The organism is Halioglobus sp. D3-4 (assembly GCF_055809315.1).
Genome location: NZ_CM147907.1, coordinates 3,109,289 through 3,129,624 on the forward strand (window position 1 = coordinate 3,109,289; position 20,336 = coordinate 3,129,624).

Annotated in this window: 21 protein-coding genes; 12 read left to right on the top strand and 9 right to left on the bottom strand. The window is 55.2% G+C overall.

From position 1 onward, the window contains the following. The first annotated feature begins 1,261 nt into the window (after positions 1-1,261). Both AC0L6S_RS13395 and AC0L6S_RS13400 read left to right on the top strand, forming a co-directional pair. Entirely contained in the window at positions 1,262-1,645 is a 384-nt protein-coding gene (locus AC0L6S_RS13395; RefSeq protein ID WP_473424496.1) for an MAPEG family protein, read from the top strand. A 21-nt stretch (positions 1,646-1,666) separates the two neighbouring features. Continuing rightward, a complete protein-coding gene (locus AC0L6S_RS13400; RefSeq protein ID WP_473424497.1) occupies positions 1,667-3,175 on the top strand; it encodes a metallophosphoesterase in 1,509 nt (502 codons plus the stop codon). Between the two features lie 295 nt (positions 3,176-3,470). Here AC0L6S_RS13400 and AC0L6S_RS13405 read toward each other — a convergent pair whose 3' ends face one another. The 6 genes from AC0L6S_RS13405 to AC0L6S_RS13430 all read right to left on the bottom strand — a co-directional run bounded on the left by AC0L6S_RS13405 (position 3,471) and on the right by AC0L6S_RS13430 (position 7,190). After that, a complete protein-coding gene (locus tag AC0L6S_RS13405) occupies positions 3,471-3,917 on the bottom strand; it encodes a DoxX family protein (RefSeq protein WP_473424498.1) in 447 nt (148 codons plus the stop codon). Between the two features lies 1 nt (position 3,918). Then, a complete protein-coding gene (locus AC0L6S_RS13410; protein WP_473424500.1) occupies positions 3,919-4,695 on the bottom strand; it encodes an HvfC/BufC family peptide modification chaperone in 777 nt (258 codons plus the stop codon). A 3-nt stretch (positions 4,696-4,698) separates the two neighbouring features. After that, positions 4,699-5,574 (bottom strand): MbnB/TglH/ChrH family RiPP precursor modification enzyme, encoded by an 876-nt coding sequence (locus AC0L6S_RS13415; RefSeq protein ID WP_473424501.1) that lies wholly within the window; start codon positions 5,572-5,574, stop codon positions 4,699-4,701. Positions 5,575-5,715: 141 nt separating this feature from the next. Next, complete coding sequence (locus AC0L6S_RS13420) at positions 5,716-6,006, bottom strand: BufA1 family periplasmic bufferin-type metallophore (protein WP_473424502.1); 291 nt, start codon at positions 6,004-6,006, stop codon at positions 5,716-5,718. A 139-nt stretch (positions 6,007-6,145) separates the two neighbouring features. Continuing rightward, on the bottom strand, positions 6,146-6,625 hold the full coding sequence (locus AC0L6S_RS13425) for a YHS domain-containing (seleno)protein (protein WP_473424503.1): 480 nt from the start codon (positions 6,623-6,625) through the stop codon (positions 6,146-6,148). A 151-nt stretch (positions 6,626-6,776) separates the two neighbouring features. Next, a complete protein-coding gene (locus AC0L6S_RS13430; RefSeq protein WP_473424504.1) occupies positions 6,777-7,190 on the bottom strand; it encodes a nuclear transport factor 2 family protein in 414 nt (137 codons plus the stop codon). 202 nt (positions 7,191-7,392) lie between these two features. Here AC0L6S_RS13430 and AC0L6S_RS13435 point away from each other — a divergent pair, with 202 nt between their 5' ends. From AC0L6S_RS13435 to AC0L6S_RS13455, 5 genes are all read left to right on the top strand, one after another. Next, positions 7,393-7,965, top strand: a complete 573-nt coding sequence (locus AC0L6S_RS13435) for a TetR/AcrR family transcriptional regulator (protein ID WP_473424505.1) — start codon at positions 7,393-7,395, stop codon at positions 7,963-7,965. Between the two features lie 151 nt (positions 7,966-8,116). After that, the gene (locus tag AC0L6S_RS13440; RefSeq protein ID WP_473424506.1) at positions 8,117-8,398 is read left to right on the top strand and encodes a PqqD family protein; all 282 of its coding nucleotides are present in this window, start codon (positions 8,117-8,119) and stop codon (positions 8,396-8,398) included. A 49-nt stretch (positions 8,399-8,447) separates the two neighbouring features. Next, a complete protein-coding gene (locus AC0L6S_RS13445) occupies positions 8,448-9,044 on the top strand; it encodes a LemA family protein (protein ID WP_473424507.1) in 597 nt (198 codons plus the stop codon). Positions 9,045-9,064: 20 nt separating this feature from the next. After that, positions 9,065-11,017, top strand: a complete 1,953-nt coding sequence (locus tag AC0L6S_RS13450) for a M48 family metallopeptidase (protein ID WP_473424508.1) — start codon at positions 9,065-9,067, stop codon at positions 11,015-11,017. Positions 11,018-11,181: 164 nt separating this feature from the next. Beyond that, entirely contained in the window at positions 11,182-11,577 is a 396-nt protein-coding gene (locus tag AC0L6S_RS13455) for a helix-turn-helix domain-containing protein (RefSeq protein WP_473424509.1), read from the top strand. Between the two features lie 141 nt (positions 11,578-11,718). Here the strand turns inward: AC0L6S_RS13455 and AC0L6S_RS13460 are convergent, their stop codons facing one another. Further along, positions 11,719-12,468 carry a YdcF family protein gene (locus AC0L6S_RS13460; protein WP_473424510.1) on the bottom strand — a complete coding sequence of 250 codons (750 nt, stop codon included), beginning with the start codon at positions 12,466-12,468 and terminating at the stop codon, positions 11,719-11,721. Between the two features lie 106 nt (positions 12,469-12,574). Continuing rightward, a complete protein-coding gene (gene galE / locus AC0L6S_RS13465) occupies positions 12,575-13,591 on the bottom strand; it encodes a UDP-glucose 4-epimerase GalE (RefSeq protein ID WP_473424511.1) in 1,017 nt (338 codons plus the stop codon). A gap of 168 nt (positions 13,592-13,759) precedes the next feature. Between galE and AC0L6S_RS13470 the strand changes: the two genes are divergently transcribed. From AC0L6S_RS13470 to AC0L6S_RS13490, 5 genes are read left to right on the top strand one after another with little or no spacing between them, the layout of a single operon-like run. After that, the gene (locus AC0L6S_RS13470; protein ID WP_473424512.1) at positions 13,760-14,776 is read left to right on the top strand and encodes an NAD-dependent epimerase; all 1,017 of its coding nucleotides are present in this window, start codon (positions 13,760-13,762) and stop codon (positions 14,774-14,776) included. After that, positions 14,773-16,077, top strand: coding sequence for a UDP-glucose dehydrogenase family protein (locus AC0L6S_RS13475; RefSeq protein WP_473424513.1), 1,305 nt, complete (start codon positions 14,773-14,775; stop codon positions 16,075-16,077). The genes AC0L6S_RS13470 and AC0L6S_RS13475 overlap by 4 nt, the downstream gene beginning before the upstream one ends. 27 nt (positions 16,078-16,104) lie before the next feature. Then, on the top strand, positions 16,105-17,175 hold the full coding sequence (locus tag AC0L6S_RS13480) for a nucleotidyltransferase family protein (protein ID WP_473424515.1): 1,071 nt from the start codon (positions 16,105-16,107) through the stop codon (positions 17,173-17,175). Between the two features lie 27 nt (positions 17,176-17,202). Further along, positions 17,203-18,507 carry an oligosaccharide flippase family protein gene (locus AC0L6S_RS13485; RefSeq protein WP_473424516.1) on the top strand — a complete coding sequence of 435 codons (1,305 nt, stop codon included), beginning with the start codon at positions 17,203-17,205 and terminating at the stop codon, positions 18,505-18,507. A 49-nt stretch (positions 18,508-18,556) separates the two neighbouring features. After that, positions 18,557-19,114, top strand: coding sequence for an acyltransferase (locus AC0L6S_RS13490; protein ID WP_473424517.1), 558 nt, complete (start codon positions 18,557-18,559; stop codon positions 19,112-19,114). Positions 19,115-19,167: 53 nt separating this feature from the next. Here the strand turns inward: AC0L6S_RS13490 and AC0L6S_RS13495 are convergent, their stop codons facing one another. Beyond that, the gene (locus tag AC0L6S_RS13495) at positions 19,168-20,286 is read right to left on the bottom strand and encodes a glycosyltransferase family 4 protein (RefSeq protein ID WP_473424518.1); all 1,119 of its coding nucleotides are present in this window, start codon (positions 20,284-20,286) and stop codon (positions 19,168-19,170) included. Between the last annotated feature and the right edge of the window lie 50 nt (positions 20,287-20,336).

Consider the following 20,336-nt stretch of genomic DNA (forward strand, 5'->3'; position numbering starts at 1 on the left):
TCCCCTGAGCCAGTACAAAGTCCGTAATCCCCCCAACAATCCGCAAAGGTCATAAGTAGAAAATTCCACTTAAACGAACGGAAGGAGTTTTCTATGCGCATATCACGATTTAGAGACAGCCAGATACTGACTATCCTCAATCAAAACGAGCGAGGAGTTCCCGTGACTGAGCTGTGCCGAGGAACGGCTGAAGGCCGAGATCCGCCAGGCGGCCCTCGAGGGAACGTTGTAAAGCCATCTCAGCATAAGAAGATGGCGCAGTCCGCATTTGCGCGTCATGGCAGCCGCTTTGCCTGACTATTCCCAAGAGTGAGCGAGTCTTGTTACCACGATGATCCCAAACTCTCTTCAGAGAATGCTGAAATCGACGAGTTGCCATTCAGGCTGACCACGACACACAAACGCTGGGGAGCTGGCCGGGGCTCTCTGTATCTCCGCAATGTGAAGGTCTACAACTGGAATCAATCAACACTGCTGCTGGCGATTTTACTATTTATACCCATACCCTCTTGGGCCGCGCTGGTCGACGGTAAGGAGTGGCTTCAACCCTGGAACCTTACCCACCTTTCTTGGAAGGATACTGTAGGAATATGCGAAGTTGATATCGGTGCATGCGAAGGCGAGTTACACGGTATAAACGTTAGTGGTTATACATGAGCCAGTATTAATGACGTAAACGGGCTGTTTAGTTCTTATGGCATATCGCCCCCATCGTGGGATATGACCAATCTGCCATGATCGACAACGTTTGGGCGCCCCTCTTTTTGCCGATTTCAACCCTGTTTTCGTCGACCGCCATTCACGGGCTATTCTCGCCACCACACACGAACTAGCGGGGCGTAACTGGATTCGAATAGGAATCATCGTAAGCGCCTACCCGGTGAAAGGGAAAGACATCGCGAGCACCAGAGGGCTGACCCCCTCGCCACTATCCGCTACAACTTGCCGCACTGCTTTCACTACAGCTCACAGTGCTGCCTATCGGTTGTGCACGCAGCGCAGTAGGCAACATCAGTAAGCCCGGCGAACAAGTGCGCAGTGACCGGAGAGCACGGTGTAGTCGAGAATTCATAGACTAGCAGCCTGCAGAACTATGCCTCCAGACGGCCCTCCACAGCGGGAGTTTCCCGAACGCATGTTGATGGCCGCACGACTCGTCGCCCACCGGCGTCCTTCACACTATCTATCAGCACTGCGCATTGGTAGAGTCACAGGTCTCTAACAAGTGGTATCCTGTTTTTTTTACTATAAGGAGATGAATATGGAACTGGTCACCATCGTTATTGCTTTGACCCTGATTGAGTACTCGGTATTTGCCATGCTGGTGGGCTGGGCGCGAGGTAAGTACGGTGTCTCTGCGCCGGCGGTATCGGGTGATCCGATTTTTGAGCGCTATTATCGGGTCCAGCAGAATACGCTTGAGCTTCTGGTATTGTTCGTGCCGGGCATGTGGATGTTTGCTCACTATGTCAGTGCCGATATCGCCGCAGTATTAGGTGTCGTCTTTATTATCGGGCGCTTCCTGTACTTGAGAGGCTACGTTGCAGACCCTAAATCCCGCAGCCTCGGATTTGGCCTGAGTTTCCTCCCCGCGCAGATCCTGCTGTTCGGCGGGTTGATTGGCGCCGTGATAGACATACTTTGATACTGCGGCGAGAGCGGCCCGATGAAACTCCCCTCCTTTCAAACTCCAAATAGATCGCTGTTGTTTCTGGCAAGCCTGGCTCTGTTGATTGTGACAGGCTGCGCCGGCTGCTCGTCACACGATGACAGCGCGGCTACCAACACCTACGCCTACAGCATGCTTGCACCCGGCCAGAATGGCAGCACGATAATCTATGCACGCATTGTGATGGATGCAAAAAACCAGTCCTGCCCGGAGCTGAGAGGCAGTGATGGCTCTGCGCTGACAACACGCTTGCGGCAGATGTATCCGAACTCAGTAACCAGTTCAGCCAGTTTTCCCGTAACGGTTTGCGAGGCAGTGATGGCCGAAGGTGTTTCCTACACTGGGTTGGGTACTACTATGAGCCTTGATGCAGTGACGCTCACCGCATCCCTTGTGCAAGTGTATGGTGACTCCGGCTGCGAGTCATCGGATTGCCCAGGCACAGGGCCTTCCACCCAGTTTCAAGCACTGGCGAACCTCGGTGCAGAGCAAGCGCCGAATGTGATTCTGCATATGGGTGACTTTAACTACCGCGGCACATCGGGCGCCATCACAGACAATATCTATGCCTACGACGCGGGAGATGATAATTCTGGCGGCAGCACCTGCGGCCTGCAGGAGACTTACTACAGCCAGAATGCAGCGAACAGCCCAAGGCCCGACGCCTGGCCAAACTGGCAGGCTGATTTTTTTGATGCGGCGCACAAGCTGCTACCAAAAGCACCCTGGGTTTTCGCACGCGGCAACCACGAACTATGCAGTCGCGCCGGGCCGGGCTGGTTCTACTTTTTTGGCCCCGGTTCAGACCTGCCCGGTGCGGGCCAAGTGCAGATGCAATGTCCCGATCAGGGCAACTTCGACGCGCCACCAGCTACTGCAGAACAGCACATCATCATGATCCCGCCGTACATGCTGTCTTTGGGTAGTATCGATGTCTGGGTAATGGATTCGGCCAATGCCTGCGATGCCCTGGCTACCAATGCGCTCACTTCCCAGTATCAGGCACAGTATGAAGCACTTGCCAGCACAGTAAAAAACACCACCTGGGTTATGAGCCACCGGCCGACCTGGGGCTATCAGAAAAAAGATGAGCCAACGCTAAACCAGATGCTGCAAACAGCATTGGCCAACACTGCCACCGGTGCACTACCAGCAAGTGTTCAATTATCGCTTGCCGGGCATATGCATATTTTCGAATCACTGAGCTTCCTTCAGGACAGTGCACGCCCTCCACAGATCGTGATTGGCAATAGTGGCGTCAAACTCAGCCATCACCCGGCGAAGGAGGCGTTCGTCGAAACCGTTGACGGGGAGCAGGCCCAGGGGAATGCCATGCGAAAATTTGGCTTTCTTTCCGCGTCTGTCGCCAACGGCGTATGGAGCGGAGAAATACTGGGCACAACAGGTTCGACCCTCCTCAATTGTGATAGCCGCAATATCGTCAATCAACAGCCGATTTGCCTCCCGGCACCGGAAGCGAATGTCGAGCCAGGAGCGAGCGAGTAGCAAAATAAGGCACTGTCCTTGGTGGGACGGGAATGCAGCTCCCAGACGTCTCGCTCCTCCACCACCATCAGGGCACAAATGGACGTTTGTAGTTCGAACTCACTCGGCAAAAATTGCCTCTGAGAAGCGGCGGCTATACCTGAATTCTTAAAACTGATCATATTGCTCCTCTTTCCAAACTCGCGGAATGCATATACCAGGCGGCTCTACACACCCATCTATCGAAGTCTTATGGCCCTCAATCCACCATCGGCGGGCATAGTGTCGGACGCCCGCCAAGCTAGCGCCCTCTGTACTAGTCGACGCGCGAAGTCCAGCGGTCGAATGACAACAGGCCGCTCCCCCAGATAAACACCTGCAGCAACAGGATGCCCCATATGTAATGGAGATAGAGCGCTGCGGGAGCGATATCTTCCAGACTAATCACGGCAACGGTGTTGATTACGAACAAGCCGGCAGCCGCAAAGCGGCTGGCCAACCCGGCCACCAACAGAACTGGCAACACTATCTCGCCCGCCGTGGCCAGATACGCCGCGATTTCAACGGGTAATAGGGGTACATTGTACTCGTACTCGAAGAGGAAAAGTGTGGTGTCCCAATCCCGTATCTTGGTTAAACCCGCGTTGAAAAATACCCACGCGAGGTATAGGCGGGCTGCCGCCTGGGCAATGAACGACGTATTCTCCAGCAAATCGGAGAGCCGGTAGTAGTGCTTTGAAATTGATCGAAATGTAAGTTGCATGTTAAGCCTCCTTTAGAACATAAAAACGCTTGATTAGGTTTTGCTTGATCGCCCACTCAATCCAGGACGGAAAGTCGAAGTCCTCTGCGGCCAGCTCGTCTAGCAGGGCACCTACTGATCGACCGGCCTTAAGCCCACGAATGAAGAGGTGCTGAGTGCTGTCCATGTATAACTGCTCGACGCGAAATTCGCGGCGGTACACGAGTACCGGGCGAGGTTGCTCTGATACCTGCAATTTCGCGCTGTCGATGCCCGGGGCCGAATGCCAATCAAGTATTTCCAGCAACGGATAGACCGAACTGATCAGACCGGCGTGCCCGGCAATCTCGATACCGACATCATCTAGATGTCTTGACTGCAGTAGCTGAGCCGTTGATTGATCAAACCGATTGTCAGCGGCCCGATTAGCCCGGTGACGCAGCCAGTCAAGTTCGGCAACAGGGGCAATGAATGAATAGTCTCTAGCCAGAGTTGTGCGCTCGATTAGCTGAGGAAGCCCATCTCCCCACTCGCCCCAATCTCCGAGAGTGGGCGGGTGGCTCTTTAGCAATTCTTTTACAAGGAATTGAAAGTCACTGTACCCCGTCAAGCGGCGTAAAGTGGGAAACGTAGTGCTTAGCGCGGACTCGGCCATGGCAAGGAGGTTGCGATAGTAAACGGCAAATCCCTCCCCATTTTTGAAGGGCCCGCATTTCTCAGGCGCACCTAAAATTCTCGACGCAAACAGTGACTGCTGTCTTGCCAGTCTCAAATGGCCTACCTGGATCTCAGTTTTCACGACCTACTCCAACACTCCCAACACTTTGCTACCGATATATCTGGCGCGCATCGCTTCATTATGTAATGTGCTCCAATCCGGCAAACCTGTATCCCACTCAATCAGCGTTGGTACATTGCCAAACCGACCAAGCGCGTGTTCATACAAGCGCCATGCAGCTGCAGAAACCGGCGCGCCGTGATCATCTACGGCAATCTCTCCAGGGGCCACAGGTGAATATCCCGCCAGATGAATTTCTCCGACTGCGTCGTCAGGTACCTGATCTAACCACGATGAGACGTACTCTTCTGGCGCAAGTCTTCCCTGGTTGTGAGCATTTACCAGCAGGTTGTTGATATCTACCAGAAGCCCGCAACCCGTTTTCTCTACCACCGAGCACAGAAACTCCGTTTCGCTTTGATCGTGCCCTGGCTCATCTACATAGACAGAAATATTCTCCACCAGCAGTGGACGGCCGATGGACTGCTGCACGCGATCAATATTGCACGCCAACACCTCGAGTGACTCTCGCGTGCGTTGAACCGGCAACAGATCGCCCGCGTGCGTGCGTGCTCCGCCAATGTCCACCCAACAGAAACACAGGTGGTCGGATACCAGCATGGGATCGAAGCGCCGGGTTATTTCGGAAAGCCTTCGCACTGCAGCATCCGATATCCCGACCGCAGAGCCCAAACCCAGAGCAGTACAATGCAAACTGACATCGTAGAGATCGCGTGCCCGCTCTAGTACCGCGAGATTGGCACCGCCATCCATCGCGAAGTTTTCCGTGTGCACCTCCACAAAATCGATATCTGCAGCTCCGGACAAGGCCGACTCATAGTGCGCGTGGCGTAGCCCTACGCCGACTTTCGGTAATGCTGTCTGGCGAATAGTGGACACTGCAGCTCTCCTCCAAATCTATCTGTAACAGTTCTCGTTGAAAGGCCACTGTTCTGACGTTAAAAACGCGTACCGAACAGTGGCCTCCCCACTCTTGTTTGAGACGCTGTAGCGCCTCGTACGGCAGAGCAGGGCAGGGTTTTACGGGGTAGCCGCTTGCGCGCCCGCGTTATAACGAGCCTTGGCTTCCTCCTTCAGCATACCGCCAAGACTTTCGCAGGTGCCTTCATCAACAAGCTTCCATTCACCAGGGTCCTTGTCGACAGTAGACTGACCGGCGCAGGAGTGTGTCCCTGCAAGATTGCCGCAATCATTCTGGCCAATGCCGGCTATGCCATAGCATTTTTCTTTTCCTGCGGCACTCACAGGGGCAACTGCCAAGGTTGCGAGAGATGCGGCCAGAGCCGTAGTTGCAATTAGTTTCTTGTTCATCTGTATGTACTCCTTTGTATAAAGCTATTTTAAAAAGGGCCCCGAGGATCCTGAAAAGCGGGTCTGGTGGGGGGAAGGTGGGAAGCCAGATCACCTCTCATCAACCGGATCCTCGAAGGCCAACATGGACGAGTCTCAGTTACTCATCATCAAGCTGAGCTACCGTCAGGTTGTGGATGCCAAACCAGTTGCGATCTGCAGTGGCAATGTTGCCCGGCACGTCTTCGAGCCACTTGGCTTGCACCTGCTTGTTCAGATTCAGGTATAACTTTCCATCTACGACACGCCAGGCCAGAGGATCCACATCCAGCTTTTTGTTCAGCGCAACACCCATTGCGCAGTATCCGCCGAACTGTGGCGTGTACTTTGCTGGATCAGCACGGAAGGCGTCGCGATTCTCAGCAGACGCGAAGTGATAGATTGCATCCCTGTATGAAGCACTGTATTCGGGGTTACCCCTCACCGGACCGGATTCAGAAAAGTACGATACGGTATCGTATCCCTGTATCGCGAGGTCATTGCGATCAGTATTAACCTGCACGTCGGCTGCGAAACTGCCCGACGAGATTGCCACCGCTACAACTGCGGCAAAACGCTTGATTGATTGAAATAGTGTCATGTTCTATATCTCCTTAGTACTTGCTTAAATAGTTCGATAAGTGTTGGTATTGCGTGCCGGCAGATACGTGCCACCGACAGTTTGAACAAGGTCCAGATAAAGCGATTGCATCACCTCCCGTTTTCTAGTCGACGTTTGTTGTAGAACTGACTCACGAATGTAACCATCGCTGATCTTCGCGGATTGGTGCCTCGTTGATACTGGCATCGCGCTCGCTCATCAGACCATCCTGATCAAAGCTCCAGTGCTCATTGCCATAAGCACGAAACCACTGGCCACTGTCATCTCGGTATTCGTAGCAGAAATGCACTGCGATCCGGTTGCCATCGAAGGTGAACAACTCCTTGCGCAAGCGATAATCCAGTTCCCGTTGCCACTTGCGTTGCAGAAAAGCCTTGATCATCTCTCTTCCCTGGAAAAATTCGTTGCGATTACGCCACTTCGAACTCTCGGTGTAGGCTAAAGAAACCTTGTCCGGATCACGCGTATTCCAAAGCTCCTCTCCTCGCTTAACCTTTGCCAAAGCACTCTCTCGAGTGAATGGGGGCTTAATTTGTTCAATCATTGACTCCCTCTCCAAGTAAACCGATCTGTTTATCTTGGAGCTCAAGATAGACAGATCTGTATACCTTGTCAACAGGCGTGCGTGCATTTTTTTGAAATTTTTGATGCCATATTGGAGCTATTCTGGGATCACACCATCTGGCCGGTTGTGACTCGCTCTACTTTAAGTATACTGATCGGTATATTTTATAGAGAGACAACGAATGCCATCACCTTCCAAGCGAGACCAGATCGTCGATGGGGCACTGAAGCTGTTTTACCGTCACGGATTCAATGCCACCGGTGTGGACAAGATCATTACCGAGGCAGGGGTTTCCAAGAAAACCTTGTACAGCCACTTCAGGACCAAAGACGAGCTTATATTGGCCACCTTGCGCAAGCGGGATGAGTTATTCCGTAATAAAATGATGCGTGAGACCGAACGCCGGGCATCCCGGCCACGCGACAGATTGTTCGCGATATTTGATTTTCTGACCGACTGGTTCCATGAAGAAAGTTTTAGCGGCTGTATGTTTATTAACGCGGCGGCCGAATTTGCCGATGCTGAGCATCCGAGCCACATGATCTGCGCGGAGCATAAGCGACTGGTCGCGGATTACATTTGCCAGCAGGCGGAATTGTCCGGCGCAAAGGATGCGGTCGCGCTCTCGCACGAGATTAATATGCTGATGGAGGGCGCCATCGTTTACGCACACGTAATAGGCGACAAGCAGGCAGCGGTGAGAGCCAAGGAAATGGCAAGGTTGTTCATCGAGAGGCAATTCGCCGAGCTTTGACGCTCCGTTAACCCAGACTTTCGGATTCCGGTGCAGTAACCTATGCTTGCTCAATGAACCGGCAATAAACCCATTGTGCGGAGGTAATCTTGATCCCACAGGCTAACGGTGAATTACTTCACTACGCAGTATTAATCCGGCGGACAGCCAAATGAACCTCAATCAAGTCATTACATTGTCACCGAAGGTCATTTCCCAGGAACTCTCCGGCGAGACACTGATACTGGATCTCGAGAGCGAGTGCTACTTTGGCCTGGATGCCGTGGGCACCCGCATCTGGCACCTGATCCGCGAGGGCGCTGATGTGCTCACCATCTACAACACCCTGCTGGATGAATATGATGTAGAGGGAGCGCAACTGCAGGATGATCTGGAAGCCCTGCTTGCAGATGCCAGCAAACGTGGTCTAATAACGCTGCAGGAAGCCTCGTAAGTAGCAGGCTGATCACCTATAAACAGAAGCGCAATCGGGGAAACGTTTTATGGAGATATCTACCATCATATTCTGGCTGGTGCTACTGGGGCTGGTCATCTACATTGTCACCATCTACAACTCACTGGTGACGCTGAAAAACCGCTACCTCAACGCGTTTTCGCAGATCGAAGTACAACTGAAACGGCGTTACGACCTGATACCCAACCTGGTGGAAACCGCCAAGGCTTACATGGCCCATGAACGCGAGACGCTGGATGCGGTAATCACCGCGCGCAACGATGCAGCGGCAATACTGAAGGCAATGGCCAATGGCAATGTCAGCTCCAGTGAGCTTGGCAAACTGGCTGTAGCCGAGGGCTCACTGCAGGGCGCGTTGGGGAAACTGAATGTCACGATGGAGGCCTACCCGGACTTAAAGGCCAATGAAAATATGCTGCAATTGTCTGAGGAGATAACCACCACAGAAAACCGGGTGGCGTTTGCTCGTCAGGGCTTCAACGATGCGGTGATGGCTTACAATATCTACCGGCAGAGCTTCCCGCCCGTTTTTTTTGCGGCAAAATTCGGCCACCCGGAGGATGCCACACTGCTGGAGTTCGACGACTCGCCGCAAATTCAAACGCCGCCCAAGGTTTCCTTCTAAAGCACTGACCCGCCCATCAGATGGACTTCTTTGCGCAGCAGGACCTCGCCCGGCGCAACACGCGCTGGCTGATCGTTCTGTTTTTGCTGGCCGTGCTCGGACTGGTACTGCTGGCGAACGCCTTTGTTGCGGCGTATCTGTTCTTCAGCCAGGATTACAATATATACAGCGGTAGCCGCGCAGGACTGTCCGGCTTTTTCTCCTACTTCAGTTGGAAGCGGTTCGGCACTATCGGGCTGGCCATCACCAGCACGATTGCCCTCGTCGTACTGGTCATGTGGGTACGCCTTTCTACCGGCGGCAAAAGGGTAGCGGAGGGCATGGGGGGCACGCGCATTCTGCCGCAGTCCAGGGACACAGCGGAACGCCGCTGCCTCAATGTCGTTGAGGAGATGGCACTGGCGGCCAATATGCCAGTGCCACCGGTGTATGTGCTGAACGACGAACGCGGTATCAACGCATTCGCCGCCGGTATTACTCCCGCTGATGCAGTGGTAGCGGTTACCCGCGGAGCGATAGAGCACCTCAAGCGCCACGAATTGCAGGGTGTGATCGCCCACGAATTCAGCCACATACTCAACGGCGATATGCGCCTGAATATACGCCTGGCCGCCGTGCTCAAGGGCATCACATTCATCGGCGATGTCGGCCAACTGTTGCTCCGCAGCGGCACCCGTATTCGCTCTGGTGATAGCAGTAAACGCGGGGGCAGCGCTCTGCCCTTGTTGGGCCTCGCACTCTGGCTGTTTGGTCTACTCGGCGGTCTAGCAGCCGGCTTTATTAAAGCCGCTATTTCGCGCCAGAAAGAGTATCTGGCGGATGCCAGTGCTGTGCAGTTTACACGCAGCGCAGACGGTATTGGCAGCGCACTGAAAGTGATTGGTGGATATATACCCGGGACCCTCGTACATGCCGCTCGCGCCACCGAGATGTCGCATATTTTTTTCGGGCAGATCACGCACAGACTCTGGCAGGTATTTGCCACCCACCCGCCACTGCGGGAGCGCATTCTGCGGGTAGACCCGCAATGGGACGGCCAGTACATCAAGCGCAAACCCTCACGCTACAACTGGCAGCAGAAAAGTGCGGCGGCAGAGGTCGGCGTGGGACGCGCTGCCATCGTGGCCGCCGCCATCGCCGGGGCAGTGGCTGATGCCCCCGAAACGGACTCACAGGAAGACGCGGATTTTCAATCCGACCCGGATCAACTGGAGCGGGAAACGGCCGCAAAGCAGGACATTCCACTGGTGTATGTACAACACAGTCACGAGCCGCTGGGTGCGCAGGCGCTGGTGTTCGCGCTGCTGGTAGACGAGGATCCGGCGACGCATCAGGCACAGCTGGACATTATTGCCGAGACGGATATTGCCGGCCTGGAACTCCTGACACACACTCTGCAGCCCGGTGTTCAAGCGCTGGGCGCCCCCCGCCGGCTGCCGCTGCTTGAACTGTGCCTGCCAGCACTCAAGGCCATGTCTGCAGAGCAGTACAAGGTTTTCAAACGCTGCCTGTTACAGCTAATCCAGGCCGACAAGCATATCGCGCTGCATGAATGGTGCCTGTATCAACTGGTGCGGCACTACCTCGACCCCGAATTTGTGCGGACAAATCCCAGTCGGGCACGTTATCGCAAAGTGCAACAGGTGGTATCGCCTGTGCGGTCGGTACTGTCGCTACTGGCCCATGCCGGCAGCGGCGAGCCAGAGACAGTATTTCGGTTGGGTGCTGATACGCTGGGACTAACCCAAATCACACTGCTGCCGCCCGAAGACTGCAGTATCAAGGCGTTTTCCCGCGCTGTACACACTCTGGCAGATTGCTATCCCCTGCTGAAGCCGCGACTGCTCAAAGCCATGACACTGGCCGCCGGCAGCGATGGTGTTCTGAGTGCTGTTGAGTGGGAGATCATCGTTAGCATTGCGGCAGTCATGGATTGCCCACTTCCATCTCCGGCTTTCTCACACACAAAATAACCAAATGCGGGCATCTGCCTGCAAGCGCTTTTACATCGCAGAATGTGTGCTATTTTTAATTAGACCGCTGGCAGGCACAGACCTTCACATGAAGTTTTCTGCACCGAAAGCAAACAGGCCAGACGGCACATGTATCTAAAAACCACAACAAGGATGTTATGGCTATGGATCACTCACTCCTGTCGAACAACGGTTGGGATGACACCCTTCCACCACCCGAAAAACCCGCTTATCTGGCTCTTTCCCGCACCACTGACCGCGTGCTGCAAATCCTGCTCGGCGGCGATCTTGCCCGGCTTCGGGCAGACTCTGTTGCCGAGTCGCTGGGTATGAGCAGTACCACCCTGCGCCGACGCTTGCGCGCAGACCATACCTGCTACCAGTTCTTACTGGATCGCGCGCGGCAGTATCGCTGCGAACAGGTGCTGCGCAAGATGTGGCGACCCGGAAAGTGCCTCGCGGATGAATTGGGCTATCTGGAGGTCAACAGCTTTTACCGAGCTTTTCGTCGCTGGACCGGCGTCAGCTACAGCGAATACAAGCTGAAGCACTCCCTCTGAGCATGGTCGCCAGCAGTGGCACTGGCCAACCCGTCGCCAGTTACCACTGCCGACCACTTGGTGTCCTGGCCGGCCCAGGCCAGGGCACCCTTTTTGCCGCAATCGCATTATCGATCAAGGGGGGCACCAAATTGCGGGGGTTCACAGCCAGCCGCGCCAGCGATACACCCAATAGCCGACGATTTCATGCAGCGCATCAGTACTCTGGTGGAGATTACTCACGGTCGGCAGCCACCCCGGCAGTATCTGCGGCGTGACCAACCGCTGGTAATCAGTCGGCGCGGGCACGACGTCCAGGCCCTGGGCCTCAAACAGGGCCAGCGAACGGCGCATATGGTAGGCCGAGGTGACCAGCAGTATCCGTTCCATGCCCCGGGCTTTGAGGATTTGCGCAGTGTACACCGCGTTGTCGTGAGTATTGCGACTTTCGTTTTCCAGCAATACATACTGATCGGGAACACCCATCACCTCGAGCAGGTCTTTCATCTGCTCGGCTTCCGTGCGTGAGCCATCGACGCCGCCTCCGGTCAATACAATCAACGGAGCCTTGCCAGCTTTGAAAAGGGCGACCGAGTACACCAGCCTATCAGCGTGCTGATTGAGATCGGCCAGCGTGCTCATATGCGTATCCCCGCGCATGGCCCCGCCGAGCAACACGATTGCATCGGCAGGCGCAATAACGGACATGGCCCGTGGTACAAACCCGCGCTCCAATGTCCCTGTAATGAAGTTTGCAAACAGCGAGGTGGAACACAAATACAGCCAACCAAAGGCCACTACCAATGTATAGAAACTGCATCTCGTCCACTGCAACCGCGAAAACACCAGCGCCACCACAGCCAGAAGCAGGCTCAGGCTCAGCGGATAAATCAGCAGCGAAAGTAATTTCACGAGTGTAAAATCCATCATCCAGCACCTGCAATTTCAGGGGGTATTTTCGCCTGGGGGGTATTCATCGAAGCAGAAGCGGTATCGCAGGAGAATTTTTTGCTTGAAATCAGGCGTATCCCCTGGGGTTACCCGATTGCCATCGCCACGCATCCTCACACATTTGCGTCAGATCACGCAAAGCCTTCCATTGCAATAAGTCCTGTGCCAGCGCAGGGTCCGCCCAGCAGGTGGCTATATCACCTGGGCGACGATCCACAATTTCATATGGCACCGGCCGGCCACTGACTCGCTCAAACGCCCCTACCATCTCCAGCACTGATACGCCATTGCCGGTGCCGAGATTGATCGTATGCAAGCCGCATTCGCGGCGGATGTAGTCCAGCGCAACAACATGTCCTTCGACCAGGTCCATTACATGAATATAGTCGCGAACGCCGGTGCCATCGGGTGTTGCATAGTCATCGCCAAACACAAACAGCTTCTCGCGCTTGCCAACCGCCACCTGCGCGACAAATGGCATCAGGTTATTGGGGGTGCCCTGCGGGTCCTCCCCTATACGCCCGCTCGCGTGTGCGCCGACTGGATTGAAATACCGCAATCGCACAATACTCCAATCGGGATTCGCCACGTGCCAGTCGGCCAGAATATCTTCCACCATCAGCTTGGTACGGCCATAGGGGTTGGTGGGGCCCACCGCGAAATCCTCCCGAATGGGTACCGTAACAGGGTCTCCATAGACGGTTGCAGACGATGAAAATACCAGATTGCGCACACCGGCCTGCTGCATCGCAGCCAGTAGAACCAGCGAACCGGCCACGTTGTTATCGTAGTACTGCAGCGGCTGCTCGACCGATTCACCTACTGCCTTAAGCCCGGCGAAATGCAGCACTGCATCAATCTGGTGCTCTCTGAATAGCTGATCCAGGCACGCCCGATCGCGTATGTCACCGCGCTTGAAACTAACGGGTTTCCCACAGATGTCCTGCACGCGCTGCATTGCTACCTGGCTGCTGTTGCACAGGTTATCGAGCACTACCACGTCATACCCGGACTCAATCAATGCGACACAGGCGTGACTGCCTATATAGCCAGCACCACCAGTCACCAATACCGTACTGGCCATATTTTATTCCTTGCAATATTCTCCCCTGATACAGGTCAGTATAACCCATTCGACAGCAGCGGATGAGCCGCCAGGCTGAGCTCTGGCACTACTGTCGAGCGATGCGATGCAAATGCGCAGAAAACAATCTATCATGCGCATCCAGGCTAGCGAACCAGAGTCATCCTCATGCATATACTTGTCACCGGCGCCGCCGGCTTTATCGGCTACCATCTCAGCGAGAAGCTACTGGCACGCGGCGATGCTGTTACCGGCCTCGACAACCTGAATGACTACTACGATGTCGGCCTGAAAGAAGCGCGCCTCGCCCGGCTGCAGAAGCTGCCCGAGTTCACCTTCGTAAAGGCTGACTTGCAGGACCGCGCCGCGATGGAGGCCCTGTTTTCCGATAATGACTTCGATGCTGTGATCAATCTGGCGGCACAGGCCGGTGTGCGCTACTCGCTTGAAAATCCGCACACCTATATCGACAGCAATATCGTGGGCTTCACCAATATTCTGGAGTGCTGCAGGCATCACAATATTGGCCACCTGGTGTACGCCAGCAGCAGCTCGGTGTACGGCATGAACAGCGCCATGCCCTTCTCGGTGCACGATAACGTAGACCACCCGATTTCGCTCTATGCGGCGAGCAAGAAGGCCAATGAGTTGATGGCACACACGTATTCACACCTGTTCGGCATACCCACCACAGGCCTGCGGTTCTTCACAGTCTACGGCCCATGGGGCCGCCCCGATATGGCGCTCTTCCTGTTCACCAAAGCAATTCTTGCCGGAGAGCCCATCAAGGTGTTCAACAACGGCAATATGCAGCGCGACTTTACCTATATCGATGATATCGTCGAGGGCATTATCCGCGTGACTGACAAACCGGCCACCGCCAATACCGAATGGGACTCTACCTACCCCGACCCGGGCACCAGCAGCGCACCCTATCGACTGTATAATATCGGTAACAGTAAGCCGGTATTATTGACGGACTTTATCGAAGCGATCGAAAAAGCACTGGGACAGGCCGCGAAACGGGAACTCCTGCCCATGCAGCCCGGCGATGTGGCTGCCACCTATGCTGATATTGAGGACCTGATAGAAGATGTCGACTATCAACCCCAAACCACAGTACAGGATGGCATCAACAACTTCGTGGCATGGTATCTGAAACATATGCATAAGGAAGAGTCATGAATGTTGTAATGATCGGCGCCGGCTACGTTGGTCTGGTCTCCGGTGCCTGTTTTGCAGAATTCGGTGCCAACGTCACCTGCCTGGACGTGGACCAGGGCAAAGTCGAGGCCCTTGAAAGCGGCAAAATCCCTATCTATGAACCGGGCCTGGAAGAACTGGTAAAACGCAATGTCCAGGCGGGACGCCTGAGTTTCTCAACCGAATTCAAGGATTCTGTCGGCGATGCAGACCTTGTGTTTATCGCCGTCGGCACACCCACACGCCGCGGTGACGGACACGCGGATCTCAAGTATGTCTACGCCGCTGCCACACAAATCGCGCAGTACCTGAAGGGCTATACCCTGATCGTGGACAAATCCACAGTGCCGGTGGGTACTGCACGCGAGGTCAAACGCATAATAGCCAAAACCAACCCGGACGCTGACTTTGATGTGGCGTCAAATCCCGAGTTCCTGCGCGAGGGCTCGGCGATCAATGACTTTATGCGTCCCGATCGGGTGGTGCTGGGTGTGGAAACCCCCCGCGCCGAAACCCTGTTGCGCGAACTGTATCGCCCTCTCTACCTGATCGAGGCACCGTTCCTGATTACTGATCTGGAAAGCGCCGAGATTACCAAGTACGCGGCCAATGCGTTTCTGGCGACAAAAATCAGCTTTATTAACGAAGTCGCATTACTCTGTGAGAAAACCGGTGCCGATGTCAGCGCGGTCGCGCGCGGTATGGGCCTCGATGGTCGTATCGGCAAGAAGTTTTTGCATGCCGGCCCTGGATACGGCGGCTCCTGTTTCCCCAAGGATACCCAGGCAATGATCCGCATGGCGCAGGATGCGGGAACCTCCAGCCGCATTGTTGAGGCTGTCGTCGCGGCCAATGCTGCGCAAAAATCGCAGATGGTGAGCAAGATTCAGGCGGCGCTCGGTGGCAGCGTGGCAGACAAAACCATTGCCGTACTGGGGCTGACATTCAAACCCGAAACCGACGACATGCGCGATGCCCCGTCATTGACGATTTTGCCTTCTCTGGTTGAAAAGGGCGCCCTGATTAAAGCCCACGATCCGCACGGCATGGAAGAGGCGGCCAAGGAACTGCCCGCTGCGGTAGAGTATGCCGACAATATTGACGATCTGGTGCGGGATGCGGATGCCATTGTATTGATGACCGAGTGGAACCAGTACCGGGGCCTGAACCTCGGCCACATCAAAACCCTGATGCGCGGCGATGTCTTTGTGGATCTGCGCAATGTGTACGACAAGCAGTGGATGCTGGAGCAGGGTTTCAAGTACAGCTGTGTAGGACGTTAAGCCGTTGCATCACCCGGCCGTTGCTTGATGCCATCGAACTGGGCTGCATTTCAGGCTCTGTGTCGGACAATCGGCGGGCGCGATAGCGCGGCACTGGCATCCGCTGTCGGTGCCCAACTGATGCCGCAGATGATTGAACAGGCGGCTGCCACGGACGTCCTTCCTGCGCTGGCTGTTCGCTGTTTCGCACAACCTGAGGTGACTGACAACTTCTCAGAGCAAGACAAACAGCGGCTGCGCGATGCACTACTGGAAAACACGCAGCGCAATATGCGTATCATTGCGCAGTGCCTCAGTTTAATCCGGACACTGAACGATGCAGGTATCACGCCGCTGTTGCTTAAAGGTAGCGCACACCTGCTGACAATAAACCGGGAACAAGCGGGTTTTCGGCAGCAGGCCGACATCGACCTGATCGTGCCACCGGATTCCCTGCTTGCCGCAGGCGAGGCACTACAGGCAGATGGCTACCGCTTTTACCGCAACTACAGGCCGCTCGAGATACGTCCCGGTATTGCCGTGAATACCCGCACAGCCATCGACACCAGTACCGTACACCATCATCTCCCCCCGCTGGTAAAGGAGGAACAAGCCGCCTTCGTTGAGCTACACCGACACTTTCTGCCGCGCAGGTTTCAGGACAAAATCCCGCTGGAACCACTTTTCGACGGCGCGACTGAACAACAGGCTGGCGGCGCCACTTTCCTCGTGCCATCGCCAGAATACCAGGTCATCCATATTATTCTGGGGAAACTGCTGCATGACGGTTATCTCGCCGCCTGCCAGTTTCCAATCCGCGAGGCCTGCGACTATATTGGCTTACGGGAGGCAGCGCAGAGCTTCGACAGTAAGCTGGTCAGCGCACGCTGCGGCAAGGCATTCCATGTTTTTGACCAACTCGTCAATACGCTGATGGGATACCGGAATGCTACGCCACCGCACGCTGGCACCAGCATTCGCTATCGAACCCGATTGATGCGGATGCGCTACAATTATGCCGCCCCGGCAACACTGCTTGATCTGTATGCCAGAGCACAGCACCTTACCTACACAGCCGTGTACAACCCGTCAAAGCTGGCGAAATCTCTGCGTCGATAACGCCGCCAAACCTGCTACAGTTCGCCCATGACTGACACCGTCTCAGAGACACTGAACCTCGATCGCCTGCTGAAGCTGTTCTCCGGCAGCTTCCTGATCCGAATTTCGTACTATGTGCTGGGCTTCATCAACTCGGTTCTGCTGGCGCGCTTTCTGGGTGCTGATGGCTATGGCGTTTACGTTTTTGTGCTGAGTGTTGTCGCCCTGCTCAGTGTGCCGACCCAGTTTGGTATGCCCATTCTGGTGACGCGCGAGTTTTCCGCGCTGCAGGCACGGGAAAAATGGGGCTATATGAAAGGCCTGGCATTGCGGTCACACCAGTTTGTCGCGGTAGTGGCGGCAGTGGGCTGCCTCGGCGCTGCCGGATGGCTGTGGTTGAATCCAGGCGAGTACGCACCCCAGAAGCAGAGCGCCTTGCTGCTGGGCTTGCTGCTGGTGCCGATACTCTCGCTGGGTGCACTGCGCGATGCCATGCTCGGTGGATTGAGGCATATCATACTGGCACAACTGCCGGAGAGCATCATCCGCCCTGCGCTGTTGATGTCAGGCCTGTTGCTGGCATTATTTGTCCTGCCAATTCCAGCTTCTGCCGAATACGTTGTGGCCTACTATGTGGTCTGCTCACTGGCAGCCTTTGTTGCTGGCTGGTGCCTGTTCAACAGCCGGAAACCGCAGGCAGTGGTATCAGCCAGTGCGGCATTTGATACCCGCAAATGGTTTTCAGCGGCACTTCCCATTGGCCTGACGGCGGGAATGCAGGTATTGAATATGCAGTTGAGTATTGTCTTTCTGGCGTTCTACAGCAGCGATGCTGAAATCGCCTTTTACCGCGTCGCGACGCTACTAGCGGGGTTTGTGGTGATCATTCTACAGGTCAGCAACACGGTAGTATCCCCGTATGTCTCACGCCTGTATGCACAGGGTGATATGCGCGGTATAGAGGCGCTTGTGGGAAAAACAAATAGGCTCATCATTGCAGCCACGCTGCCGCTGATAGTGGGTATTGCCGTCGCCAGCCCCTGGCTGCTGGCGACTTTTTATGGTGCGGATTTTTCAGCGGCATACACACCGTTATTGCTGCTTACCGCCGGACAGGCCGTGAATGCCGCACTGGGCACTGTGGCCCTGCTACTGAATATGACAGGCCACCAGAATGACGTCACGAAATCGATGGTCATAGCGCTGACAGTGAATATCCTGCTGCACATTATCCTGCTGCCGCGGTTTGGCCTGGAAGGAGCCGCATTTTCTTCTATGACAATGCTGGTTACCTGGAACATACTGCTGTGGATTCGGGTAAAACAACGCCTGGGCATCAAGTACTATGTTTAACAGTCGACACAAATCCCTCTCACCATGGCAGTAACGGCGGGTCACCAGCATGATGTTTGATAATGCACTGTCGGGCCTGCGCCGCATTCGCAACACGGTCGGCGCAGCACTGCTGGTCGCCAAAAGCCGCTGGTTAATGACTGGTGTGAGCTTTGCTTCGCGCCCTGTATGCGGCGGCAAAGTCACGCTGGCGTGTACCGCAAACGGCAGAATCACTATCGGCAGCGGCGTCAGCTTCAGTGACAATGTGGTCATTGTGGCGCGCGGAGGCAGTATCACAATTGGCGACAACAGCCACATTGGCGATGGCTGTCTGATTGTCTCCAGAGAGCAGATTGATATCGGGGCCAATGCATTGATTGCCGAGTACGTGGTGATTCGCGACCAGGATCACGCACTTGATTCCGACCCCATTTGCCGCGCCGGCTTCACCACTGCGCCGGTGGTGATTGAGGACAATGTATGGCTCGCAGCAAAATCAACCGTACTGCAGGGCGTTCGTATCGGCAGTGGAGCAGTTGTAGCGGCACACGCGCTGGTGAACAGGAGCGTCGCTGCGCGAACGATAGTCGCAGGTGTGCCGGCGAAAACAATCAAGAGCCGATAAATGGAACCTTACAGGCACGGCGGCAGTTTGCTCACAGGCCCAAAACCTCGCTACTACTGCTGGACTGCGGTCGCTACTGCTCGCAGGGTAGCATCCAGCACGAGGCTCTCGTCGAACTTATCTTCCACCAGAGTGCGGCCATTCCTGCCCATCGTTACCCGCGCATCAGCCGTCATCGCTATCATCGCGCGCATGGCCTGCATCAGTGAATCACTGCTTCTCATCTGGCACAGCAGGCCGTTATAGCCGTCTGCCACGATATGTCGACAACCGGGCACATCGGTTGCAAGCACCGGCAAGCCCATCGCGCCGGCTTCCAGCAGGCTGCGCGGCATGCCCTCCCGGTAGGAGGGCAGTACGACACAATCCACCTGTGCGTAAACAGATTCCATCTCATCACAGGGGCCCAGCCACTCAACACCAGGCAGCCTCGACCACTCATCCAGTTGCGACTCGCTGATCGCTGACACATTCCCTACCCCGGCAAACCCCACCAGCCACAGAGAGCATTCAATACCCGCTGCATGGAGCGAACTAACAGCCGCAATCAGCTCATACAGGCCCTTGTCGGCCAGCATTCGCCCCGCATACAGGAAGCGAAAGGGACCCTGGTGCGACGTTCTATGGCGCGGATGAAAACGCTCGAGGTCGACGCCGGAGCCGGGCAACAGTTCGAGCCGCTCCCGCGGCACCAGATTCGAATCCACCAGACGCTGCAGATCCTCCTCATTCTGGCAAAAAATCCGCTGTGCGAACGGCTGGCTGGTTTTATAGAGCAGGCGTACTATCGCCGAGACCAGCCCCTTACGAATAAACGCCGTACCTAATCCCGACACATTGTTTATCGCCGGCACGCCCAGCGCCCTTGCCGCCCATGTACCATAGACGTTGTTCTTGATCGTGAAATGCAGCGCAGCGTCCGGCCTGTAACGCCGGTAATAACGCCAGAACTGCAGTATCAGCCCGATATCCTGGACCGGGTTATTACCGCTGTTATTCATAACCAGGGGAAACCACTCACAACCCAGTTCATCCACAAGACGCGCACTGTAATTATCCGGCGGCGAAAGACAAATCACACGATGACCACTGGCAAGAAGCTGGCGAATAGTGCTCGCGCGGAAATTGAACAGATACCAGGAGGTATTGGCCGATAATGTGATAGTGCTCATAGGCGATAATCAGCAGTTCTGTGAGTATTGGTCAGCAGTAACGATAGTGT

Coding starts and splice junctions, on each gene's coding strand:
- AC0L6S_RS13450 (WP_473424508.1), top strand. CDS start 9,065: ATGGACTTCTTTGCGCAGCAGGACCTCGCCCGGCGCAACACGCGCTGG.
- AC0L6S_RS13440 (WP_473424506.1), top strand. CDS start 8,117: ATGAACCTCAATCAAGTCATTACATTGTCACCGAAGGTCATTTCCCAG.
- AC0L6S_RS13470 (WP_473424512.1), top strand. CDS start 13,760: ATGCATATACTTGTCACCGGCGCCGCCGGCTTTATCGGCTACCATCTC.
- AC0L6S_RS13425 (WP_473424503.1), bottom strand. CDS start 6,625: ATGACACTATTTCAATCAATCAAGCGTTTTGCCGCAGTTGTAGCGGTG.
- AC0L6S_RS13495 (WP_473424518.1), bottom strand. CDS start 20,286: ATGAGCACTATCACATTATCGGCCAATACCTCCTGGTATCTGTTCAAT.
- AC0L6S_RS13420 (WP_473424502.1), bottom strand. CDS start 6,006: ATGAACAAGAAACTAATTGCAACTACGGCTCTGGCCGCATCTCTCGCA.
- AC0L6S_RS13400 (WP_473424497.1), top strand. CDS start 1,667: ATGAAACTCCCCTCCTTTCAAACTCCAAATAGATCGCTGTTGTTTCTG.
- AC0L6S_RS13395 (WP_473424496.1), top strand. CDS start 1,262: ATGGAACTGGTCACCATCGTTATTGCTTTGACCCTGATTGAGTACTCG.
- galE (WP_473424511.1), bottom strand. CDS start 13,591: ATGGCCAGTACGGTATTGGTGACTGGTGGTGCTGGCTATATAGGCAGT.
- AC0L6S_RS13430 (WP_473424504.1), bottom strand. CDS start 7,190: ATGATTGAACAAATTAAGCCCCCATTCACTCGAGAGAGTGCTTTGGCA.
- AC0L6S_RS13405 (WP_473424498.1), bottom strand. CDS start 3,917: ATGCAACTTACATTTCGATCAATTTCAAAGCACTACTACCGGCTCTCC.
- AC0L6S_RS13445 (WP_473424507.1), top strand. CDS start 8,448: ATGGAGATATCTACCATCATATTCTGGCTGGTGCTACTGGGGCTGGTC.
- AC0L6S_RS13480 (WP_473424515.1), top strand. CDS start 16,105: ATGCCATCGAACTGGGCTGCATTTCAGGCTCTGTGTCGGACAATCGGC.
- AC0L6S_RS13435 (WP_473424505.1), top strand. CDS start 7,393: ATGCCATCACCTTCCAAGCGAGACCAGATCGTCGATGGGGCACTGAAG.
- AC0L6S_RS13475 (WP_473424513.1), top strand. CDS start 14,773: ATGAATGTTGTAATGATCGGCGCCGGCTACGTTGGTCTGGTCTCCGGT.
- AC0L6S_RS13490 (WP_473424517.1), top strand. CDS start 18,557: ATGATGTTTGATAATGCACTGTCGGGCCTGCGCCGCATTCGCAACACG.
- AC0L6S_RS13455 (WP_473424509.1), top strand. CDS start 11,182: ATGGATCACTCACTCCTGTCGAACAACGGTTGGGATGACACCCTTCCA.
- AC0L6S_RS13485 (WP_473424516.1), top strand. CDS start 17,203: ATGACTGACACCGTCTCAGAGACACTGAACCTCGATCGCCTGCTGAAG.